The 19317-nt window shown below is 42.6% G+C and carries 17 protein-coding genes; 13 read left to right on the top strand and 4 right to left on the bottom strand.

What is annotated here, in order from left to right; genetic code table 11:
* Positions 1-242 precede the first annotated feature (242 nt).
* From ACE01U_RS02515 to ACE01U_RS02490, 6 genes are all read left to right on the top strand, one after another.
* A complete protein-coding gene (locus ACE01U_RS02515; protein ID WP_110974058.1) occupies positions 243-2108 on the top strand; it encodes a DEAD/DEAH box helicase in 1866 nt (621 codons plus the stop codon).
* Positions 2109-2513: 405 nt separating this feature from the next.
* The gene (locus tag ACE01U_RS02510) at positions 2514-3332 is read left to right on the top strand and encodes an ABC transporter ATP-binding protein (RefSeq protein WP_086208978.1); all 819 of its coding nucleotides are present in this window, start codon (positions 2514-2516) and stop codon (positions 3330-3332) included.
* Complete coding sequence (gene mlaE / locus ACE01U_RS02505; protein WP_086208977.1) at positions 3329-4108, top strand: lipid asymmetry maintenance ABC transporter permease subunit MlaE; 780 nt, start codon at positions 3329-3331, stop codon at positions 4106-4108. The genes ACE01U_RS02510 and mlaE overlap by 4 nt, the downstream gene beginning before the upstream one ends.
* Complete coding sequence (gene mlaD / locus ACE01U_RS02500) at positions 4108-4782, top strand: outer membrane lipid asymmetry maintenance protein MlaD (protein WP_395553253.1); 675 nt, start codon at positions 4108-4110, stop codon at positions 4780-4782. The genes mlaE and mlaD overlap by 1 nt, the downstream gene beginning before the upstream one ends.
* A gap of 20 nt (positions 4783-4802) precedes the next feature.
* Complete coding sequence (locus ACE01U_RS02495) at positions 4803-5438, top strand: MlaC/ttg2D family ABC transporter substrate-binding protein (RefSeq protein ID WP_086208975.1); 636 nt, start codon at positions 4803-4805, stop codon at positions 5436-5438.
* 11 nt (positions 5439-5449) lie between these two features.
* A complete protein-coding gene (locus ACE01U_RS02490) occupies positions 5450-5737 on the top strand; it encodes an STAS domain-containing protein (RefSeq protein WP_086208974.1) in 288 nt (95 codons plus the stop codon).
* An 80-nt stretch (positions 5738-5817) separates the two neighbouring features.
* Here the strand turns inward: ACE01U_RS02490 and ACE01U_RS02485 are convergent, their stop codons facing one another.
* Positions 5818-6831, bottom strand: coding sequence for a CorA family divalent cation transporter (locus ACE01U_RS02485; protein WP_086208973.1), 1014 nt, complete (start codon positions 6829-6831; stop codon positions 5818-5820).
* Positions 6832-6983: 152 nt separating this feature from the next.
* On the opposite strand from ACE01U_RS02485, the gene ACE01U_RS02480 reads away from it, so the two are divergent.
* Together ACE01U_RS02480 and ACE01U_RS02475 are read left to right on the top strand one after the other, a co-directional pair.
* Positions 6984-7583: an LOG family protein gene (locus ACE01U_RS02480; protein ID WP_087527366.1), complete on the top strand. Its 600-nt coding sequence runs from the start codon at positions 6984-6986 to the stop codon at positions 7581-7583.
* Positions 7580-7984: an NUDIX hydrolase gene (locus ACE01U_RS02475; RefSeq protein ID WP_086208971.1), complete on the top strand. Its 405-nt coding sequence runs from the start codon at positions 7580-7582 to the stop codon at positions 7982-7984. The genes ACE01U_RS02480 and ACE01U_RS02475 overlap by 4 nt, the downstream gene beginning before the upstream one ends.
* On the opposite strand, the gene ACE01U_RS02470 is transcribed toward ACE01U_RS02475, so the two are convergent.
* Positions 7985-8632 carry a ComF family protein gene (locus ACE01U_RS02470; protein WP_395553207.1) on the bottom strand — a complete coding sequence of 216 codons (648 nt, stop codon included), beginning with the start codon at positions 8630-8632 and terminating at the stop codon, positions 7985-7987.
* A complete protein-coding gene (gene recG / locus ACE01U_RS02465) occupies positions 8619-10664 on the bottom strand; it encodes an ATP-dependent DNA helicase RecG (RefSeq protein ID WP_395553194.1) in 2046 nt (681 codons plus the stop codon). The genes ACE01U_RS02470 and recG overlap by 14 nt, the downstream gene beginning before the upstream one ends.
* 33 nt (positions 10665-10697) lie before the next feature.
* Between recG and ACE01U_RS02460 the strand changes: the two genes are divergently transcribed.
* The 3 genes from ACE01U_RS02460 to ACE01U_RS02450 all read left to right on the top strand — a co-directional run bounded on the left by ACE01U_RS02460 (position 10698) and on the right by ACE01U_RS02450 (position 13934).
* The gene (locus tag ACE01U_RS02460) at positions 10698-11513 is read left to right on the top strand and encodes an NAD-dependent epimerase/dehydratase family protein (protein WP_395553190.1); all 816 of its coding nucleotides are present in this window, start codon (positions 10698-10700) and stop codon (positions 11511-11513) included.
* 269 nt (positions 11514-11782) lie between these two features.
* Complete coding sequence (locus ACE01U_RS02455; protein ID WP_395553189.1) at positions 11783-12934, top strand: DNA cytosine methyltransferase; 1152 nt, start codon at positions 11783-11785, stop codon at positions 12932-12934.
* On the top strand, positions 12903-13934 hold the full coding sequence (locus ACE01U_RS02450) for a hypothetical protein (RefSeq protein WP_395553188.1): 1032 nt from the start codon (positions 12903-12905) through the stop codon (positions 13932-13934). The genes ACE01U_RS02455 and ACE01U_RS02450 overlap by 32 nt, the downstream gene beginning before the upstream one ends.
* Before the next feature lie 140 nt (positions 13935-14074).
* On the opposite strand, the gene plsB is transcribed toward ACE01U_RS02450, so the two are convergent.
* A complete protein-coding gene (plsB, locus tag ACE01U_RS02445) occupies positions 14075-16648 on the bottom strand; it encodes a glycerol-3-phosphate 1-O-acyltransferase PlsB (RefSeq protein ID WP_395553187.1) in 2574 nt (857 codons plus the stop codon).
* 292 nt (positions 16649-16940) lie between these two features.
* Between plsB and ACE01U_RS02440 the strand changes: the two genes are divergently transcribed.
* Both ACE01U_RS02440 and ACE01U_RS02435 read left to right on the top strand, forming a co-directional pair.
* Positions 16941-17813 carry an acyl-CoA thioesterase gene (locus ACE01U_RS02440; protein ID WP_119064780.1) on the top strand — a complete coding sequence of 291 codons (873 nt, stop codon included), beginning with the start codon at positions 16941-16943 and terminating at the stop codon, positions 17811-17813.
* A gap of 206 nt (positions 17814-18019) precedes the next feature.
* Entirely contained in the window at positions 18020-19279 is a 1260-nt protein-coding gene (locus ACE01U_RS02435) for a dicarboxylate/amino acid:cation symporter (protein ID WP_395553186.1), read from the top strand.
* Positions 19280-19317: the final 38 nt, after the last annotated feature.

Below are 19317 nucleotides of genomic sequence, written 5' to 3'. Positions count from 1 at the left end.
CATTCTCTTCTATCATTGTGTATGCGCGTCCGGTCCAAAGAGAGGACATTATTTCGCGCCCCACCCAATCGCTTAAGCGATTCCTTCAGGTTGCGGCTGTAATCAAATGTGCGTTATACGCATCGTCGTTCTCGGATCGCCGCTGATTCTATATTTTCAGCGATTATTGCTGTGCCGCTTTTTGCCGATGTCCATCTGATTTTATTTTTAATGGAGCACCCATTTTTCGGGTGAAATACTCTATGAGCAAGACTTTTGCTGAATTTCCTTTACACGAATCGTTACAACAAGCTCTACAAAGCCTAGGATTTACGTCTCCTACGCCAGTTCAGGAACAATCTATTCCTGCAGCTTTAGACGGTAAAGACCTTTTAGTATCGAGCCAAACTGGTTCAGGTAAAACTGCAGCGTTTTTATTACCAACGTTAAACGCACTTGCAGGCCAAGAAACTTTCGTTCCGTTCAAAGAACGTATGAAAGCAATTACTCAACCGAATATTTTAGTTCTTTGCCCAACACGTGAGTTGGCGCAACAGGTGAGCCAAGACGCAATTGCATTTGTTCGCCACATGAAAGGTGCACGTATTGCTGCAATCATGGGTGGTATGCCATTTGGTAAACAAATCCAACAGTTAAAAGGTGCGCAAGTTGTTGTTGCAACACCAGGTCGTTTACTTGACCTTGTGAACCGTCGTCAAATCAAATTAGACAAAGTTGATGCTCTAATTGTTGACGAAGCAGACCGTATGCTTGATCTAGGTTTCTCTGAAGACTTAGAAGCGATTAGCGACCTTGCAGCAAACCGTAAACAAACTTTAATGTTCTCTGCAACATTTGCACCACGTATCATCACACTTGCTGAACGCATGATGAATGATCCTGAACGTATTGCAATTGAGACAGGTCATTCTACCAATACAGATATCACTCAGACTTTACACTGGACTGATGGTTTCGAGCACAAGAAAAAACTTTTAACTCACTGGTTGAGCGAAGAAGATCTTGATCAAGCAGTTGTTTTCGCGTCTACACAAGAAGACACAGACATGCTTGCTGAAGAATTGGCTGAAGCGGGTCACTCAGTGGTTGCACTTCACGGTGCAATGCCACAAACCGTACGTAACCGTCGTTTACGTAGCATCCGCGAAGGTCGTGCAAAAATCTTGGTTGCAACTGACGTTGCTGCACGTGGTTTAGACGTACCAACAATTTCACACGTTATTAACTTCGGTCTTCCTATGAAGAACGAAGACTATGTACACCGTATTGGTCGTACAGGTCGTGCGGGTCGTACTGGTAAAGCAATTACTTTAGCAACTTACCGTGAACGCGGTAAAATCCGTGCTTTAGAAGACTACTTAGATGCACGTTTAGAAGTATCTGAAATTGAAGGTTTAGAGCCATCTCCACCTCCAGCACGTTCTGGTCGTGATGGTGGTCGTGGTCGCAATGGCGGTGGTCGTCGTGATGGCGGTCGTGGCGGTTTTGGTGGCGGTCGTCGTTTTGAAGGCGAAAGCAACTTTAAGCGTCGTGAAGGTGGTCGTGATGGCGAACGTCGTTCATTCGGTGGTGAAGACCGTCCACGTCGCGAATTTAACAATGATCGTCCACGTCGTGAAGGTGGTTTTGAAGACCGTCCACGTCGCGAATTTAACAACGATCGTCCACGTCGTGAAGGTGGTTTTGAAGACCGTCCACGTCGCGAATTTAACAATGATCGTCCACGTCGTGAAGGTGGTTTTGAAGACCGTCCACGTCGCGAATTTAACAACGATCGCCCGCGTCGCGAAGGTGGTTTCAACGACAAGCCGCGTTTTGACTCGAATGATGACAACCGTGGTAACCGTGTAGACTATAAACCACGTCGTGAAGGTTCTTTTGGTGACCGTCCTAAACGTGATTTTGGTGATCGTCCACAACGCCGTGAAGGTGGTTTTGGTGACCGTCCACAACGTTCTTTTGGTGAAGATCGTCCTAAGCGTTCGTTTGGTGGTGATGACCGCCCTAAGCGTACATTTGGTGAAGATCGTCCAAAGCGTGAATTTAACTCAGATCGTCCACGCACTGAAGGTGGTTTTGACCGCCCACGTCGTAAGTTCAATGACTAATTTGAACTAAAATTAAAAAAACCAGTGGAAACACTGGTTTTTTTAATGTCTATTGCTTTCAATCCGAAAATTAAAATGTATACTGAGTCATATTTTAATTACATTGATAATAATGATGCACAATAATGAGGTTGAATCAATCGCCACTCACTCTGACGCGAAAGAGGTCAATATGGCACATTATCTTGGATTTTTTTTACTGATTTGCAATATCCTTTTCTTTGTCTATAGTCGCTATGGATGAAGTGATCCGCTTTATTTAGGTTGTTTTCTTCCATTAAATAAATATAAATACAACCAATTGAAATCAATTCGTGCACAAAATTAGGCATGGAATACGCTAACATATCGTTTTTTAATCCTTTATAGTATGCATGCTGAAAAAATGCAGGAAAACGCACAGCTATGAATAATCAAGCGCCTCTGACTGCTCAAGCCCTCATTGAGGTCAAAAACCTGAGCTTTAAGCGAGGGGAACGTGTTATTTATGACAATGTCGGTATTACAATACGACAGGGTCAAATCACGGCCATCATGGGACCATCGGGAACAGGTAAAACCACTTTACTGCGTCTGATTGGGGGACAATTGACACCAGATCAGGGCGAAGTGCTTTTAGATGGACAAAACATTGCGAAAATGTCACGCAAAGAGTTATTTGCTGCGCGTGCACGTATGGGCATGTTGTTTCAAAGTGGAGCGCTGTTTACCGACATGTCAGTCTATGAAAATGTAGCTTTCCCAATTCGCGCGCACACGGCATTGCCTGAACATTTGATTGCAGAGATTGTGTCTTTAAAACTGGAATCTGTCGGCCTGCGCGGCGCAGAGCTGATGATGCCTTCTGAGCTTTCAGGCGGGATGAACCGTCGTGTGGCTTTGGCGCGTGCGATTGCACTGGATCCTGAACTGATTATGTACGATGAACCCTTTGCAGGACAAGATCCGATTGTGAAGGGTGTACTCACACGTCTGATTCGATCATTGCGAGAAGCTCTTGATTTAACAACAATTATTGTCTCACATGATGTGGCTGAAACTTTGTCGATAGCAGATTATATCTATGTTGTCGCTGAGGGCAAAGTGCAAGGTGAGGGGACGCCTGAACAGTTACAGGCGAATGCATCTCCATTCGTGAAACAATTTTTAACAGGTTCAGTTGAAGGACCTGTCGATTATCAATTTAGCCAAAAGGCATATCTAAGTACTGAGGTGCAAGCATGAATGCGATAGCACTCTTAGGTCGACGTGTGATTGAACGGGTTCGCGGCATAGGTGTTGCGAGCTTAATGTTATTGCAAATCTTATTTTCGATGCCAACGGTACAGGGCGTTCGGTTATTTGTATACCAAATGTACCGTGTTGGCGTATTGTCGCTACTTATTATTGTGGTGTCGGGGCTATTTATTGGTGCGGTCTTGGGTCTACAGATGTATAGCATCTTAGTGACCTTTGGTAGCGAAGCGATGCTAGGTACTGCGGTTGCATTGACTTTACTCCGTGAGTTAGCACCTGTGGTTGCTGCACTGTTGTTTGCAGGCCGTGCAGGTTCGGCATTAACAGCTGAGATTGGCTTAATGAAAGCCACAGAGCAGTTGTCCAGTATGGAAATGATCGGGGTTGATCCACTCAAACGTGTGATTTCACCGCGACTTTGGGCGGGTATTTTTAGTTTGCCGATGCTGTCTGTCATCTTTGCTGCAGTCGGGATTATGGGCGGTAAAATGGTGGGTGTGGACTTCTTGGGTGCAGATGAGGGCTCTTACTGGAGTGGCATTCAAAGTAGCGTAGAGTTCTATAAAGATGTCCTGAATGGCACCATCATTAAAAGTTTTGTTTTTGCTTTAATTTGTACATGGATTGCGGTGTATCAAGGCTATGCCTGTGAACCGACATCTGAAGGTATTGCGACATCAACCACACGCACTGTGGTGTATTCATCGCTCTGTGTTTTAGGTTTTGATTTTGTGTTGACTGCGGTCATGTTTGGAGGTGTTTAATGAAATCACGTGCAAGTGAGCTGGCAGTCGGCATATTTGTCATTCTCTTCGGTATCGCTTTGTTTTTTATTGCGATGCGAGTAAGTGGCTTGGTGGGCTCAAATCTCAGTGATCGCTATGAAATGAGTGCAACCTTCGATAACGTGAATGGTTTAAAACCACGTGCGAAAGTGACGATGAGTGGGGTGAAAATTGGTCAAGTTGATCAAATTAGCTTAGACCCTGTGACACGTTTAGCCACGGTTTCTTTTTCTTTAGATGGGAAGTTGACATCTTTCAATGCAGCACAGCTCAAAGAAGTTGAAAAGAATGCACTTGAAGAGCTTCGTTACAGTAGCGACTATACCGCTGCGGATGCTGCGCAACAAAAAGAAATGGAAAAGCAACTTATTGCGAACATGAAGTCCATCACCAGCATAGATGAAGATGCTTATATTATGGTGGCAACCAATGGTCTGCTTGGTGAAAAGTACTTGAAAATTGTTCCGGGGGGTGGCTTGAACTACGTGAAACGTGGTGAAAGCATTGGCAATACCCAAGGTACAATGGATCTAGAAGACTTAATTACTAAATTTATTACGGGTGGGGCAGGTAAATCGCAAGATGCTGCAGCAAAGACTGAGCAACCTGAAACCGCTGAAACAACAGATGCCAATGTGTCATTTGTTGAATGATTTGAAGAGGAACAATTGTAGTGAATACTTTATTGAAACAAACACTAACAGCTAGCATTTTATCAACCTTGCTTGCAGGTACTGCTTTTGCAGCGCCAAGTGAAGCACCACCTGCTTTTGTTAAAAAAGTGGCAGATGGCCTGATTGCGCGTTTAAAAGCAGATCATGCCAAGCTACAAAACAACCCAGCTGCTGTGAAAACGATTGTTCGTCAAAATCTAGATCCATATGTCGATTCACAAGCGTTTTCACGTATCGTGATGGGGACTTATGCGACCAATCAATACAGTACTGCTGCACAGCGTGCGAAGTTTGAAAATAACTTTCGTGAAACTTTGATTGAAAACTACGGTACTGCATTCGCGAAGTTTAGTAATCAGACATATACCATCCGTCCGTATAAAGAAACGAACAGCAAAAACCCTGTGGTGACGATCGACTTTAATAACAAAGGCGAAAAAATCCCAGTATCTTTCCAGTTGGCGGATAAAGGCAACCAATGGAAAATCCGTAATATCAATGTGTCGGGTATCGACCTTGGTTTACAGTTCCGTAATCAGTTCGCGGCAACGGTTAAACGTAATGGTGGCGACCTAGATAAAGCGATTGCAAACTTCCAACCTGATGCAGAAGCAGCGGTTGAAAAGAAAAAATAAGTAGGTGAAAGGTGATTAACTTTAGCAATCAGGAAATGCAGCTTTCAGGTCAGATTACCTATGACAATGCTGAAAGTTACTACCAGCAAGGTTTGAAGGTGATGCAGTCACAGTCTTATCCTGTGGTGGTGAATCTGGCTCAGCTTGAGCATGGCAGTACATTGGCACTGGCGGTTTTAGTACGTTGGGTGCGTCAAACACCAAATGCGCACAGTTTACATTTTAAAGCGGTGCCTGAAAAAATGATGAAAATCATTCAAGCCTGTCATTTGCAGGATGACCTCAAGTTAATCCCTTAAATAAAAAAAGCACCGTGAGGTGCTTTTTTATGTATTGCATTTCTTAAATCTATGAGGAAAAGCAGTGTCTTAAGGTGTACTCAAATCCATTTTTTCCAGCGGAAGTAAATCAGCGGGCCAATCAAGAAAGCCACCAAAATTAAGCTGACAATCACAAAACTGGTCGTTCCTCTTGCAAAAGGCAATACATCGGTGTTCATCCCATAAATACTGGCAATCAGCATTGGTGGAGCGAGCATACTTGGTAAGATGGAGAAGCGACGAATCGTGTCATTCTGCTCGGTGTTAATGAAGCCTGAGGTGGTGTCGAGCAAGAATCGGACTTTTTGGAACAAGAAGGCATCGTGTTCAACCAGTGAGCGGACGTCTTCGCTGAGCTCTCGAATATCCGCATCATAAATATGACTGCCTAAAGCACGTGGACGTGATAAAAAAGTCAGTACACGACGTAAGTCAATCAGACACAGCTGTGCTTTCCCAAGCATATCTTCCAAGTGTGCCAGACGCGTAATCATGTCATCCAAGTCGAGAATCATCTCACGGTGTCGGTTATTCAGAACTTCTGTGGAATACTTTTCCAAGTCCTTGTGGATATCTTCTAAGATATCCGCAAGCTCGTCCAATTTGGCTTCAAGTAAACCGAGTAAGATCCATGTCGGGTCTTTATAGTCAATTTCGTAGTCATTACGACGTGCACGCGCACGGAATGCCCGAAATGCGACCAATTTTTCACCACGAAGAGTGAAGAGTCGCTCTTTATGCAAAATGAATGCCACGGTTTGTACCGTGGCAAGCGCTCCGTTGCTTTCTTCAGTTTCGCCATCGACTTGGTAATTTTTATTTTTCGTTAAAAAATACGTACTGATATGCAAAATACCATCATCATCACGGTAGAATCGAGCTGAAGATGAAATGTCTTCGAGTGATTTTAACGTAGGTAAATTTTGTTCATATGCATCTAAAATCCACTGTTGTTCTTCTTGTGAGGGAGCAATGAGGTCAAGCCAGACCAAATCGGGCTGAAGATCGAAATCGCCATTAATGGTGATGTCTTCTAAGCTACCGCGCTCTGTGGCGTAAAAGGCTTCAAGCATGCCGTCTTTCTCCTTTGCGCAGTAATGGTTGAGGTGGATGGGTGTATTTTAGACAAGGATTGCAATAAAAACACTGATCGAATGGTTAAATTGCTAAAAAATATCCATTCATTTTAGTGAAGTTGCATGACAATTAAATATCAGAGTAAAAAATGACAAATTCAATTGCGATCTTTTGTGGTTCCGCATTAGGTTCAGATCAAATCTTTTCAGAAACAGCTCGTCAGGTTGGACACACCATCGCTGAACAAGGCAAAACCTTGGTCTATGGTGGGGGTCGCTCAGGTTTAATGGGTATCGTGGCTGACAGTGCTTTAGAAGCGGGTGGTCAAGTGATTGGTGTGATTCCACACGTGCTGGTGGATCGTGAATTGGCACATCAAGGCCTCACCGAGTTATATGTCGTCAAAGACATGCAAGAGCGTAAACTGAAAATGTCAGCCTTGTCGGATGGATTTATTGCAATGCCAGGCGGTGCTGGGACTTTAGAAGAAATCTTTGAACAATGGACATGGGCTCAACTCGGCATTCACCTCAAGCCAAATGCCTTTTTGAATGTAAATGGCTTTTATGATGATTTAATCAAGTTTCTAAAAATGACAACCAGCAAAGGTTTTACCCATACACGTTTTACCGACAGCCTGATTGTATCGGACTCAGTGAAAACAATTTTAAAGCAAATGGATCAATTCCAAGCACCTGAACCGAAGTGGGGCATGGTTGATCCTGAGTTGTTGGATGTCAAAGCATGAAGGTGATTACGGTTGCTGCAGCCATTATTGTAAATGCACAACAGCAGCTTTTATTGGTGCGCAAGCAAAACACCACGTGTTTTATGCAAGTTGGCGGTAAGCTTGAGCCAAATGAAGCACCTGAGCAAACCATGCTGCGTGAGATTCAGGAAGAAATAGGCACAGATGCGATTATTAAACAGTTTGTCGGTCGTTTTGAAACAGCCACAGCTAACGAGCCTGATTTTAAATTGGTCAGCTACGTTTACCATGTTCAGCTTCAGCAAGCGCCACAGATTGCGGCTGAAATTGCGGAAATGAAGTGGCTGAACTTGGATGATCAACAAACTGCACTTGCACCGTTAACCACTGAGGTGGTCATCCCTTGGGTGCGGGAACATTTGCTGATTGAAGTCGTTTAACTATTCCAGTGCGTAGGCAATACACGCGGCGCTGACTTTATGACAACCTAAGTGTTCAAGTTGTAAAGTCAGGGCCTGAATGGAGCTGCCTGTGGTCACGACATCATCCAAAATTAAAACACGTCGGTAATGTTTTGCATACTGGCGTTGCTGTGGATCAATTTTAAACTGTTGTTGAATTTGATCTAAGCGTTCTAGTCGACTGAGTCCTTTTTGTGAATGTTGATGCAGCCGAATCACAGGTTGCCAAATGGGAACATTTAGCTGCTTGGCTAAGTCTTTGGCGAGGATCATTGATTGGTTATAGCCACGTTCCGCTAAACGTTGGGGTGAAATCGGCATCGGAACAATTGCTTGCACTTTAGGTAAGCGTATTTGCTGAAGAATGCCTGAAAATAAAGGTTGCCAATGCAGTTGTTGTTCATATTTGAACTGCTGAATCAAATGATCTAAAGGATATTGATATTGTCCTGCGACATGAATACTCAGCGCTTGCTTTTCAATGGTTTGTGGATGCAGAGGAAGCTGTTGCCAGCAGTCCAGACAGACCGAGTGCAGATCTGCACGTACAATGCCACACAACTGACAAGGCTGTGCTTTGTGTAGCAACTGTTTGGCAGTGTGCAGTAAATGACTAAACATAGGCATAGCGTGGTGCTTCAGGCAGCCAGCGTTTCAGTAAGGCTTCAGCATTTCTAGGATAGTCTTTTAAAATCTGAGCTGCGACAAAATGGGCTTGATTGAGCAAATGATCATCACGCTCCAGTTTCGCTACACGAAAGCCCATATCCCCGGTTTGTTTGGTGCCGAGTAATTCACCTGGGCCACGAATTTCCAAATCTTTTTCGGCAATTAAAAAGCCATCATTGGTTTCACGTATGATGCGTAGGCGTTCTTGCCCATTTTGAGATAGCGGGCTTTTATACAATAGTGCACAAAAACTGGCTTTGGCACCTCGACCAACACGGCCACGTAATTGGTGCAATTGAGACAGTCCTAAACGTTCCGCATTTTCAATCACCATGATCGAGGCATTTGGTACATCGACCCCCACTTCAATCACTGTCGTAGCAATCAACAGTTGTAATTGATTGGCTTTAAACTGTTGCATCACGGCTTGTTTTTCATCGGCTTTCATTTTGCCATGTACGAGGCCAATGTTGAGCTCAGGGAAGCGTTCTTTAATTTCTAAATAGGTCGCTTCAGCGGCTTGAGCATCTAAGGTTTCAGACTCTTCAACCAAGGTGCAGACCCAGTAAGCTTGTTTGCCTTCTAAGCAGTTACTGGCAATACGTTGCAGGACTTCTTCACGGCGGTCGAGTGGAATGGTCACGGTTTGAATCGGCGTTCGTCCGGGTGGAAGTTCATCAATCACGGACGTGTCTAAGTCTCCATAGGCGGACATGGCTAAAGTTCGTGGAATCGGCGTTGCGGTCATGACCAATTGATGTGGGGTCATATTCTGCGCACCTTTATTACGCAGGGCTAAGCGCTGATCGACCCCGAAGCGGTGCTGCTCATCAATAATCACTAATCCAAGTTTGGCAAAGCGGACATTGTCTTGAAACAAGGCATGCGTACCCACCACCAGATGCGCCGTGCCGTCAACAATGGCTTGTTCGGCTGTGGCACGGGCTTTGCCTTTTTGTTTACCTGAAAGCCAAGATACACTGAGTCCCAAAGGCTCAAACCATTTTTTAAAATTGAGATAATGTTGTTCCGCCAAAATTTCAGTCGGTGCCATTAACGCCACTTGCCAACCTTCTTCTAAAGCATGACAGGCTGCGACGCCTGCGACCAAGGTTTTGCCTGCACCGACATCGCCTTGAACCAAACGTAGCATCGGTTTATTGAGTTTTAAGTCGTGTACAATTTCTTTGGAGACGCGCTTTTGTGCATTGGTCATTTCAAAAGGCAGGCTACTGAGCAGTTGTTTGGCAAACTGACGACTGGCAGAAATACGTGGGGCTTCAATCTGTTGGATATAGGCACGACGGCTTAATAGACTGACCTGATGCGCAACCAACTCTTCAAAAATCAAACGTTGCTGGGCTGGATGCGAACCTTGACTCAATTGCAACATATTGGCATCTACAGGAGGGTGATGGATGTAGTCCAACGCCTGTTTAAGTGCATAGCCATTGGTAAATTTTGCGGGCAGTAGTTCAGGTAAATCATCACTGTGCTTGGCGAGAGCCTGTTTGATGTATTCACGAAACTTCGGTTGAGTCAGCCCTTCTGTACTGGGATAAATCGCAGTCAGTTGAGTTTGTGGAAGTGGCGTATGCTCTGTAATGAGTTGAATTTCAGGATGATACATTTCCAAGCCACGCGCGCCCACGCGGACTTCACCAAAAATACGCAGACGATTACCGATCTTTGCGCGGTCCGTTAAACCTTTATAAATATGGTAAAAGCGTAAAGTCACTTTGCCAAAGTCATCTTGCAGTCCAATCGCCATTGATTTACGTTTACCCGGCGGAAAGTCCACACCTTGAATCGTGCCTTCGAGTAAGTAGCTACGCCCCACAGTCAATTGGTTCATGGGGATGATCGTGCTACGATCTTCATAGTCTCGTGGCAGATGAAACAACAGATCATCTGTAGTGAAGAGATTCAACTTTTCAAGTAGTGCAGCAGAGGCAGATCCGACCCCCTGCAACTGATGGACTGCAGCCATGTCCCCTCAACTTTGTCTGTGATTTGGTGCTAAATGCATATTTTATTTATAGGTTATGGTAAAACATCTCAGCGTGTTGCTAAACAGTTATTTCAGCAAGGCCACCAAATTACCACAATTAGCCGAAGTCCGAAATCAGATGATTGGGCTGAGCATTTGACTCAAGATATTCATCAGTTGGATTTATCCCAAGTCGCACCGATTGATGCTGTGTATGTCTTACTCTCGCCTGAGGGCAGTACGGTGGAATCGTATCAGCGAACTTTTGTAGACTCGATTGCACCCATGCTACATGCCTTAAAAAGTCATCCTTTAAAAAAAGTGATCGTGGTTTCTTCCACCCGTGTATATGGTGAAAGTGCAGGTGAGCGAGTTGATGATGAGACTTCTCCTCAGCCAAGTGATGCGCAAGGGCAGGTGCTATTGAATATGGAAGCAACATGGCAACACGCTTATCCTTATGAATGTGTGATTGTACGTCCAACAGGCATTTATGGAACCTCAGTTACACGTATGATTAAACTTGCAGAAACCACAAAATCTTATCCTAAACTGCATTGGTCGAACCGAATTCATATTGAGGATTTGGCGGCTTTTTTAGCGCACTTGCTTCACGTGGAACATACTGAAAAGTCTTACATTTGTAGCAATAGCCAACCACTGCCTTTACATGAAATCATGCAATGGTTTCAACAGCAGTTAGGACTGCCAGCTTTGGTTTTGGAAAGTGATGCACCATCAGGCAAGCAAATTTATGCTACGCGGATGCAGAAGATGAATTTTGAATTACAGCATCCACATTGTTTTGATGATTATTTGGCATTGTTAGCAGAGCGTGAGTCAAAATAATTTTTTACTTTCACTCATAAAAAATGTGAAGCATCGTTTGGGAAATGGCTGTGGAACGTGAATAATCATGACAAATCCGTTCTAGTGTGCTGAACCTTAGAGTGGATTTAATTAAGATGCTGATACTTATAAGAAAATTTTAATAATTTTGTATGAGTTGTATAATGTTGATTTTAGAAATATTAAAATTTAGACGAATAAAAGGATTGCCCTGATTACCCCCCCCATTTTTTCTATATACTTACCTTTTTTTAATATCTTTGAGACTAATGAAGGCTATAGAACTTTTTGCTGGTATTGGTGGTTTCCGACTAGCATGTGATGAACTTGGTATTGATACCATTTGGGCAAATGATATCGATAACAATGCATCAAAAGTTTATCGACAAAATTTCCCTGAAACCATTCATGTTCAAGATGATATAAATGCACATATTTCTGAGGTTCCTGATCATGACCTTTTAACAGGGGGCTTTCCTTGTCAACCTTTCTCTAGCGCAGGAAAGAAACTTGGAATTAACGATGTTCGAGGGACATTATTTGCCTCTATTGTTGAAATTATAAATTTAAAACAACCTCAATTTTTTGTGTTGGAAAATGTAAAACGTTTACTGTCTATGGATAGTGGTTCACATTTTTCCACTATTTTGAATGCCTTAAGCTCAATCGGATACTTTATTGAATGGCGCTTATTAAATGCTTCAGATTTCGGCCTACCTCAGAATAGAGAAAGAGTGATTATCACTGGCTATCGTACAAATAATATTAAAGAAATTACTCCAAAGCTTCTTCCTAAAAATGACACACTTAACATCAACCATTTGTCTTTAAAAAAAGTATATGATTTCTCGCAATGGATTGATTTTTCAAAGCATAAATCCAAATTTAAAATTTGGGGGTGTGCTTACGATGGTAAGTTTATAGACATTGATATTAAAGAATTTTCAATGGCTTTACCTCCTAAATACCTCTATGAAGTTCTAGAAAAAAATCCTGATAATTCTTTCTTCTTTAATGAAGATACAAAAAAGAGAATTGAAGAAAGTATTGAAGTAAATAGGTATTACAACGGTGTAGAAATACGATACAACCAAAAAGGTGGAGCTCGTATGGGTTATTCAATCTTTGGGGTGAAAGGTGTAGCACCGACTCTTACTAGCTCAACTAGTCGTCACTATGAACGTTATGAAATAGATGGCTCTTATAGACGATTAACTAATATTGAATATGCTCGTATTCAAGGATTTTCTGATAATCACTGCCGAAATATTTCCGTGTATGACCAATATGTTCTTTTTGGAAATGCTGTACCACCCGCACTCGTAAAATGGGCAATAAATCAACTTACTAATACCAAAGGTCTAAGCCTAGATCAATTAGAGAATACTGATGACTTTAAACTTACAGCCTCAAGCTACTGAATTACGAAATAAAATTTCTGAAAACTTAGAGCTGGTACAAACTTCCATAAATCACTATTTAGCTGGTAATGATTTAAATGAATTAGAATCGATACTTACTCGATTAGGACGGGGTGGTAAACTACCTCATTGGTATGATGGATTAACTAAACGCTCTTTGCCTAATTATGATGGTAAGACTATCGGTAGTATTGTTGAAATGATGTTACTCGCAACAATAGAACATAAGATATTTAAAGATATTCCTAACCTACCTGTGTTGATGATTAACCCAGCTAAAGGAGTCGATTTTCCTCAATTAGGTTTAGGTGTAAAGTCCCCATCTGATAACTTCTGTACAAGCGAACCTTTCTTCTCGACTTATGAGCGCTTACTAGGGAATATGCACGATAGCTTAGTTCTTTTAACAAATTATCAAGACAAAGATTTTAAAGATGGAAAATCTACTCTTGCCATAAAACAGACAAAATTATTACGTGGAAGTGAATTAGCTGATAAGAATTTATGTGCTTTAGCCAAAGAACATCGTAATTTCTTATTAAATAAGAATGAAACTTTGTGTAAAAAATTTATCCAATTCCTCGCACATGTAAATCAATCTAGTTTTATGGCCAATTACTTAGTGACCTTGCTTAAAAATTTGCAGCAAGAGAAAAAAGTAATTGATAAAGAAATTGATAAAATTGAGAAAAACTTTGAAGCACGAATTCTCAAACAAATTAAAAAGGGAGAAGTCCCTTTTGACAAGGCGGAAATAAGTGAAATTTTGAAGATTAAAGATACACCCCATCAAGTTGAAGCAATTATCAATTGTTGTAATGATTGGGTTATTGAAAATCAAAAAGAATTTGCTCGAGTAGCAAATGACAATGAGTGGGAAAGATTCCTTGTAAGCCCATTGGACGGTAAAATTTCAATTAGTTTCGCACTACAATGGCGTTATAACTTTGCTAGTGTGTTTGGTAAAACCACTGATGATACAAACTTAGCTGAAGTATAAAAATATATGAGAGTACAAAATTAGTTGTACTCTCATTACTTAACATAAAATCTCTTATACGAAATAGAACTTAATTTTTATTCATAGACTTACAGCATAGGCACCTACATGTTGTAGATACCTATGCTTTAAAAAAGAAATTACTTCTTCTTACGTTTCAAACGCTTCTTCGCTTGTTCAGCAGCGACTTTGTCTAGCGTGTCTTTCAGTTCTTCATCGCTGAAAGTGGTGATGTGTTGCAACATTTGTAGCGTGACATCATCCAGTACCAAGTTGGCATATTGCGCAACGTTTTGGAAGTTCTCATCAAACACAATCGCGTTGTCTGAGTTGGTACTGATATAACCCTGTTGCGTGAGCACTTTAATAAAGCTCTGGAACAAGGCTTTATCAAAGAATTCAGGTGAATTGAACTCATATAAGACAGACAGACGTTGACCCACCAAATGACTGAGCTCTTCAACCTGACGTGCTGAAATGTTCCCAGAACCGCGCTGTGTAATCAGCGCAAGCGTCATGTAGTAACGCTCAAGACTCTGCATGACTGGCGCTGCCAATACCACCAACTGGTTATGATCTTCGCTGTTTGGAGCAGGGGAAATCAAGTGACCTTCGGCATCTTCAGAAATCAGCTTGGCTTGAATCAAACCATCTACATAGGCACAAATTTGGTCTTTGAGCTCAGCATCTTCCCATTTTAAAAACAGTTCTGCTTTTAAGAATGGATAGAGCGTGCGAATCACATTGATTAAATCACCACGACCAATGGTTCCATTGTGTTCAACCAAAGCGGCAACGAGTGATGGTAATACAAAGGCATGCAAAATGTTATTACGGAAGTAGGTCAGCAGTACTGCTTGATTGTCTGCAATCGCAATAATGTCACCCAGTACGTGATTGACGCGTTTGATCAGTTTTAGCTTCAAGCCATAAGCAATGATTTCTTTACCTGATAATGGCGTGACCAAGAGGCGCTCATCATAAGGAAGTGTGGTCAACAATTTGCGATAGGTATCAAGCTGTTTGATACAGATTTCTTCATCAAGCGTATGCTTCTCAGTAGCCAACAGAACCAAAGACAGTAATGAAACAGGGTTCACCACAGCGGCACGGTTAATATTTTCTAAAATCGCATGTGCAGAACTATTCACAGCATCAGAGACTTCTTGCGGAATTGGATCATCATTTTTAGCAATTTGTACATTCTCAGCGCCATGCTTTTTCAACATGTCATCGAGGAAAACAGGCTCGCCAAAGTTGAGATGGACTTTTCCGAAAATACGTTCAATTTTGCGTAAAGTTTGCAGAATCCCAAAGACAGACTCGGCTTCTTTCGGTTTACCGTTCATCTCACCAACGTAGGTTGCACCTTCCATCAAGCGTTCATAACCGATATAGGTCGGAACAAAGACAATCGGTTTGGCACGACCACGCAAGTGACTGTGCACCGTCATGGCCAACATACCTGTTTTTGGGGGTAGCAGACGACCTGTACGTGAACGACCACCTTCGATGAAGTATTCTAAAGGCGTGTTACGCGACAAAATACTGTATAGGTATTCTTTAAAGACCGAAGTATAGAGCGCGTTACCGCGGAAGGTACGGCGAATAAAGAATGCACCGCCACCACGTAAAATTTGCCCAACAAATGGCATATTCAGGTTATCGCCCGCGGCAATATAAGGCACCATCAAACCACGGTTATACACCACATAAGACAGCAGTAAATAGTCGATATGGCTACGGTGACATGGGGTATACACAATTTCATAATCTTTTGCCAACTCACGAACCGTATTGAAGTTATGGACTTCAACCCCGTCATAGAGCTGCGTCCATAAACGTGCTAGCGCCATTTCCGCAAAACGGATGGTGGAATGTGAATAGTCCGATACGATTTCATTGACATAACCAATAGCACGACGCTCTGCATCCAACATGCTAATTTTGCCGCGGATACTTTCACGACGAATGGCATCTTGTACATCATTAGCTTTAATCAATGAATGCATCACGTTGCGGCGGTCTGAAAGGTCAGGGCCGAGTACTGCTTCACGGTGTGCATCGAGCTGATTATTTAGGGTGTTTAGAATATACGTTGCAGGCGATAAGTTCGGATAGGTGGTTTTTGCAAAGTCAATTAAAGCACGTAAAGACTGACTTTCATGGAACTCTAAAAATGACTGGCGACCATGTAAACCAATATTCATCAGCTGTTTCACTGTACTTGGTGTCGCCCAAGTGTCAGTAAATAACAATTTAAACCAAGAGTCTTCTTTATCTGGTGAACGCCCCCACAGTACCGTCACAGGCACCAGCTCTACGTCTAAGTCGGGTTGTTTTTCTAAAGCTTCAACCAAACGTAAAAGACGTGGTGGAAAGGTGTGGGATGGAGCGTTAAGTAAATTATTTTCATCGTTATGTTGTAGAAACACGATTGATGCTTTTTCTTGATGTGTACCCAAGACTAAAGGGTCTAGTGCAGGGGAAAGCTTTAAGCGACGTGTTTCACCATCCACCAACAGCGCATTACTGCGAGAGTGGTTTTGGAGTACATAACAGACAATTTTTTTGGGATGGTCTGAAGCTGCTGAGTCAGCATCGTTTGCTGTCGGTTCTGTTGGAACCTCACCCAATACATGTGGGGTTACGATTAGGTCAAGAAGCTTACTTGAAAGCTTTCTATACATTTGACCAAAGCCACTTTTGGACATATACACTCCTGCTTAAATGACCATTCCCGCAGTTTGCCTGAAGGGGTATTTATTTTGCGTAATTGTAAACATAAACCGTATGTCATTTCCTGACAAATTTGTTTTATATGGTGAATTTTATCGTTAAAAATCGTATTTTTAGTCAAAAATAACGAAAAAAAGTTGTGACATCTCAGTCAAGCAATCTCTAGGGTTTTAGTCAGAATTTATGGCAAAATAGGTTTTATACTCTATATATGATACCTATTACTTTACAGAAATATTAGGTATCTCACCATTAAGTAGGTTGTTTATGAATGCTTTAACCCAAGAGTTGGTTGAATTACTGAGCCTCGAAAAAATTGAGGAAAACATCTTTCGTGGACAAAGCCGTAATTTGGTTGGGAAGCGTGTTTTTGGTGGGCAAGTCTTAGGTCAGGCACTGCGTGCAGCATCATATACCACAGATCGTCCTGCACACTCTTTACATGCGTACTTTTTATTTGGTGGTGACGTAAACGCACCGATTATCTATGAAGTCGATCGGATTCGTGATGGGCGTAGTTTCGTCAGCCGTCAAGTGCGTGCCATTCAACATGGTAAAACTATCTTTATGTGTATGGTGTCTTTTGCTGACAATGAAGAAGGGCTGAACTATCAAATTAGCGAACCTGAATACCCAGCACCAGAGTCGCTAAAGTCTGAGGCTGAACTGAAAAAGATGATGGTAGAATTTGTGCCTGAAAATGTACGTGCAAGTTTTATGCGAGATCGGCATGTGGAGATTCGTCCCATCAATCCACAAAACCCATATCAACCGCAGCCAGAAGCGCCTGTCTATGCACACTATATTCGTACGCATGACCGCATTGCAATTGAGGTGGATGAGGTTTCGTTACATCAAGCGATTGCGGCATTCTATTCAGACTTTACCTTAATGACTACGGCACTGCGTCCACATGGTTTAAGCTATTTGTCTCCAAGTTTGCAGTGTGCGAGTATCGACCATGCTATGTATTTCCATAAACCCTTTCGCGTAGATGAGTTTATGCTATATGACATGGACGCCACAGTGAGTGCCAGTTCACGTGGTTTAAACTTTGGTCGGATGTGGCAAAATGGTGAGCTGGTGTGTAGTACTACGCAAGAAGGTTTGATTCGGCTCCGTGAAATCGAAGCCCAATAAAGCCTGAGTATAGAAAAAGCTGAGTGATATGACTCAGCTTTTTTTATGACTGAAAGGTGGTTAGAGTTGAGCTTGAATTGTCATGGTCTCGCCTTTTGAGCAGAGGCATATAGAGAAATGTGCAGTACTTGTGACAAAAAAATCCTCGATTCTAGCCGATTCACATGGCATAGTTTCCCAAAGAAATCTTTGAAAAGCATGAAGCTATGAGCTTAAATACGCAAATTCTAATTGCAGCGATCTTTGGGGTCATCTTCGGGTTTGTTTTAAATCTATTTCCTGAAACCGCTTTTTTAGAAATGAGTTTGTATGGAATTGGAGTGGTCAGTAGTATTTTTATCGGTTTATTAAAAATGCTTCTGATTCCCCTCATTTTTAGCTCAATTGTGGTGGGGGTATCCAACTTACAGGCGGGCGGACAGCTCTCCAGTGTTTGGAAAATTACGGTGGCATGCTGTGTCACCACCACGACATTGGCCTTGATATTGGGTTTAAGCTGCGCGCATTTATTTGAAGTCGGCAAAGGTGTCGATATCGCGATGTTCCAAGATGCCATGGCGAATCATCAAACTCCAGATACCCTCACCCCATCTTCGTTCTTCACCAACTTTATTCAAAATACGTTGATTAACCCGTTTAAAGCTTTTGCCGAAGGCAATGTTTTGGCGGTGGTGGTTTTTGCGCTATTCATTGGAGTGGCATTGGTTAAAGGTGGAGAGCAATTCCGTACCGTGCGTAAGCTGAGTCAACAGTTCTTTGACATCATGATGCTGATGATTGGTTGGGTGATGAAACTGGCACCACTGGGAATTTTTGCCTTACTCGCCAAATTGATTGCCACTGAAGACATTTCGGTATTGAGCCGTTTGGCTGAGTTTGCGGCTGTGGTAACGGGCACCACCATTTTTCATGGTCTGGTGGTTTTGCCACTATTGCTGTGGATTTTTGGCAAGATGAATCCGATCACCTTTTTTAAAGGCACGCGTGTGGCCTTAATTACTGCTTTTGCCACCAGTTCAAGCTCGGCGACTATGCCTTTATCACTGAAATGTGCGCAAGAAAATCTCGGTGTACGTCCGCAAACGGCGGGCTTTGTGATTCCATTGGGGACGCAGCTCAATATGGATGGTACTGCACTGTATGAGGCGGCGGCAGCTTTGTTTATTGCCAACTTGATGGGACTCGATTTGACCTTGAGTCAACAGTTGGTGGTGTGTCTGACCGCGATGATTGCTTCTTTAGGAGCTCCCGGTATTCCGAGTGCAGGTATGGTCACCATGATTATGGTCTTGCAGTCTGTCGGGCTTCCTGCGGAAGCGATTGCGATTTTATTGCCGATTGATCGCTTACTGGATACTGTGCGTACCGTGGTCAATGTACAAGGCGACATGATGATTAGTGTGGTGGTCGATCGACATACCCAAGATCTGGATGCACCTTTACCGAATTTATCAAATTCATCTTAAGTCTTGCTCTAGAATAAAAAAGCAGCCGATTGAGCTGC

It is taken from the genome of Acinetobacter halobius (assembly GCF_044130335.1).
Taxonomy (GTDB): Bacteria; Pseudomonadota; Gammaproteobacteria; order Pseudomonadales; family Moraxellaceae; genus Acinetobacter.
Note: the sequence above shows the minus strand (reverse complement) of the source record. Positions and strands in the feature narration are given on the sequence as shown.